Below are 1,979 nucleotides of genomic sequence, written 5' to 3'. Positions count from 1 at the left end.
CTTCCCGCCATCGGCAAGGATTCCGCCGAGGAGCAGGAGAAGTTCTGGGATGGCTTCGGCAAGATCGTCGAGGAGTACACCCCGCGCAACCGTGAGTTGCTGAACACTCGCGACGAGCTGCAGAAGAAGATGGATGCCTGGTATGCCGACCACAAGGGTGCTCAGGATCCGGAGGAGTACAAGGCTTTCCTAAAGGAGATCGGCTACCTGGTCGACGAACCGGGTGACTTCGAGATTACGACCCAGAACATCGACCCGGAGGTCGGCACGACCGCCGGCCCGCAGCTGGTTATTTCGGCGTTGAACGCCCGCTTTGCGCTGAACGCAGCGAACGCCCGCTGGGGTTCCCTGTACGATGCCCTCTACGGAACCGACGCTATCTCTGAAGAGAACGGCCAGGAGAAGGGCACCGGCTACAACAAGGTTCGCGGTGACAAGGTCATCGAGTGGGGCCGTGAGTTCCTGGACCGCGTTGTACCGCTGGAGTCCGGCTCCCACAAGGACGTCACCAAGTACGCCGTCGAGTCCGGCCAGCTGGCTGCCACCATCGACGGCAATGATGTGCACCTGCGCAACCCGGAGGTCTACGCAGGCTTCGGCGGCGACAAGGCCAACCCGACCGACATTCTGCTGTACAACAATGGCCTGTACATCGACATTCAGATCGACCCGGAGTCCCCGATCGGCAAGACCGACAAGGCCGGTGTGAAGGACCTGAACCTCGAATCCGCGGTGACGACAATTATCGATTTTGAAGACTCAGTGGCAGCTGTGGATGCAGAGGATAAAACTCTGGGTTATCGCAACTGGCTTGGGCTAAATGTTGGTAATCTGACAAAAACCATTACCAAGTCGGGGCGAACCTTCACCCGTAAGCTCAACGAGGATCGCTACTACACCGGCAAGGACGGCTCCGAGCTGCGTCTGCACGGTCGTTCCCTGCTGTTTGTGCGTAACGTTGGCCACCTGATGCAGAACCCGGCGATCCTGGATCAGAATGGTGAGGAGATTTTCGAGGGCATCATGGATGCCGTTATTACTTCGGCTGCTGCGATCCCGGGTCTGGATGAGAACAACCCGCTGCGTAACTCCCGTAATGGTTCGATCTACATTGTGAAGCCGAAGCAGCACGGCCCGGACGAGGTTGCGTTCACCAACGACCTGTTCGGTGCTGTGGAGGATCTGCTGGGTCTGGAGCGGTTCACCTTGAAGGTTGGTGTGATGGACGAGGAGCGTCGCACCACCGCCAACCTGGATGCTTGCATCGCACAGGTTAAGGAGCGTCTGGCGTTTATTAACACTGGCTTCCTGGATCGCACTGGTGATGAGATCCACACCTCCATGCTGGCTGGTCCGATGGTGCGTAAGGCGGATCTGCAGACCGCGCCGTGGAAGATCGCTTACGAGGACAACAATGTGGATGCTGGTCTGGCGCATGGTCTGCCGGGTAAGTCGCAGATCGGTAAGGGCATGTGGGCCAAGACTGAGCTGATGGCTGACATGCTGGCCCAGAAGATTGGCCAGCCGAAGGAGGGCGCTTCCACCGCATGGGTTCCGTCGCCGACGGGTGCGACGCTGCACGCAACCCACTACCACGAGGTGGATGTTTTCGAGGTGCAGGACAAGCTGCGCACGGAGGGGCGTCGTGAGACTCTGGGTGACATTCTGACCATTCCGGTGGCGGAGTTTGCTGATTGGTCTGCTGAGGAGATCGCCGAGGAGATTGATAATAACTCCCAGTCCATTCTGGGTTATGTGGTCCGTTGGGTGGAGCAGGGTGTTGGTTGCTCCAAGATCCCGGATATCCACGACATTGACCTGATGGAGGATCGCGCTACCTGCCGTATTAACTCCCAGCACTTGGCTAACTGGTTGAAGCATGGTGTGGTGACTGAGGAGCAGGTTCTGGAGTCTTTGCAGCGTATGGCTGCGAAGGTGGATGAGCAGAACGCTGGTGATGCGAACTACCGCAACATGGC

General features: G+C 58.3%; 1 protein-coding gene. It reads left to right on the top strand.

The window, feature by feature from the left end; all coding sequences use genetic code 11:
* Positions 1-1,979: malate synthase G (locus JQ46_RS01940; protein ID WP_051876195.1), on the top strand; the 1,979-nt coding region annotated here is incomplete at both ends.

It is taken from the genome of Corynebacterium jeikeium, from assembly GCF_000738175.1.
Taxonomy (GTDB): domain Bacteria; phylum Actinomycetota; class Actinomycetes; order Mycobacteriales; family Mycobacteriaceae; genus Corynebacterium; species Corynebacterium jeikeium_C.
Note: the sequence above shows the minus strand (reverse complement) of the source record. Positions and strands in the feature narration are given on the sequence as shown.